2 protein-coding genes are annotated in these 1,914 nt (G+C 68.0%); both read right to left on the reverse strand.

Annotated elements, in window-relative coordinates; translation table 11 throughout:
• Positions 1–259 precede the first annotated feature (259 nt).
• Positions 260–556, reverse strand: coding sequence for a hypothetical protein (locus tag MKK68_RS03205; protein ID WP_244028668.1), 297 nt, complete (start codon positions 554–556; stop codon positions 260–262).
• Positions 556–1,485: an HAD family hydrolase gene (locus MKK68_RS03210; RefSeq protein ID WP_244028670.1), complete on the reverse strand. Its 930-nt coding sequence runs from the start codon at positions 1,483–1,485 to the stop codon at positions 556–558. Before MKK68_RS03210 ends, MKK68_RS03205 begins: the two co-directional genes overlap by 1 nt.
• Positions 1,486–1,914 lie beyond the last annotated feature (429 nt).

The following is a 1,914-nucleotide window of genomic DNA, read 5'->3' on the forward strand; positions in this document are numbered from 1 at the left end:
TCAGGCCCACGACAAGCCCGCGAAGCTCGCTCAGCGAAAGGGCATCCAAACCATCGGGATCCGGCAGCGCCATGCCGCATGTTGAATCACGCCCGAGCCAAACCGCAAAACGCCACCGCCCGGTGATCTGCCCCAGTTACCACGCCCCCCCGGTAAGCCTATGCGTGTGCAGGCGGATTTTGAGCGTGCACGTTTTTGAGCACGGCAAGGGGCGACGGGGTGCCGTAGTCGGGCTGCGGTCCGACGTCGATGCCGGCCTTCACCGCCGCATGGGCCAGATCGCGCTGCCACGCCTGCATGGCGCGCCGGTATTCCCAGTCGCGGAGATCTCCTGCGTCGGGTGTGCGGCCGCCTCCAAGTCCACCATCGTCGGCAGCGGCGCCCCATATCGGGCATGGACCTCGACGCCACGCCGGGCCACATCCCTGACGCGGTCAGCCAGTCGCCCCAGGCTTACGGAGGAGACGAATTCGATCAGGTGCAGCCGGACCACGACCGCGGCCGCGATGACCTCGGCCGCCGTGTCCGCGGGATAGTCGATAGGCGGACCGTCCATCACCGGTCGCCCCTGGCCTTGCGCCCGGCGACTTCGGACCGCTGCAGGAGCTCCGCCCGCAGCTCGATCGCCTCGGCCAGCAGCGGGGAGTCGGCGTATGCCGGGTTGCCGACGATCGCGAGGCGCGCCGCCCACCCGCACAGGCTGGCGTGCCGAAGGCCCCAGGCCCGCTCCGAGACGTACGGTCGACCCGGCTTCTCGCCCGGCGCCAAGGGCCAGTCGTCGCGGAGACCGTCCATCACACGACGGAGCTCGATGACGGCCTGCTCCATATTATTGAGCTCGTCGTCCGGGCCGGGAAATGCCGCTTCCTCCAGGCCGACCCGCTTCAGGATCGCCAGGGCCTCCACCCCGCAGAAGCCCATCCCCCCGGCCTCGGCGATGAGGTCGCGGACATCCTGGATCCGGCGCTCGTAACCGTCCTGACGCACGTATCCTCGGTATGCGGACGGGCCGATGCGGAGCGCCCGACCGTCCTTCAGGCCAAGATGGTGCGGGTGCGGTGCGGTCAACCCAGCCACTATGGCCTCGGCGACGTCCTTCCGGTCGCCGGTGGCCAGCATGATGCGGCGGATGCCGGTCTCGCGCAGGGCTACGAGGGCCTCGCCGCCTTCCTGGCGCAGGGGGTCGGAGAAGCCGAGGATGCCGGCGGCGATCCCGTCCACGGCAACGAAGACGGTCGCGCCGACGGAGGGCACGCCGGACGCCCGCACCCTCGGTGTCCGGTCGGGAAACCCGATGCCGTGCCGTTCCATGAAACGCGGGCCGCCGACCAGGACCTGCCGGCCGTCGACAGCCCCCGAAATGCCCTCGCCAGGCTTCTCGACCACTTCGGAAGGTTGGCGCAGGGCCAGGGAACGCCCGCGCGCCGCCGTCACGAGCGCCCGTGCGGTCGGATGCCCCTCACCACGATCACGCGCAACCAGCATTCGGCTGACATCGTGGCTTCTAACGCTGTCGCGAAGGCGTAGGGCGACTGGGTCACCGATGTGGTGGACAGAGCCATAATGCTCCACCGATAGGAGCCTGGCTGTTGCTCGCTCGGAAAAACCGAGATCACATGGTCGCGTTTCGTAGCATTTGACATGCCTGCATCATGCCACGCGGGTGCGCGCCCATTGTGGCCGGGGCAACTTCGGTAGGATTTCGAACTGACCTACTACCCTACTCGCAACGCCATGTTGTCGAGAAAGGCACGCCTCGTTACAGCGTGCCATGGGGTCGTGTCCCTTGGCGTGGTGTAGCTCGGTGAGGACCACCACGATCACCGGCTTGGGCCGGGACGATCAGGCTGCCAGAGTGGGCAGGCTGACCAGGGGATCCTCGCCGATCGGGGCGATGCTTTCCAGGGTCATGTA

The sequence above is a fragment of the Methylobacterium sp. E-016 genome (genome assembly GCF_022829745.1).
In the GTDB taxonomy this organism is placed as follows: Bacteria; Pseudomonadota; Alphaproteobacteria; order Rhizobiales; family Beijerinckiaceae; genus Methylobacterium.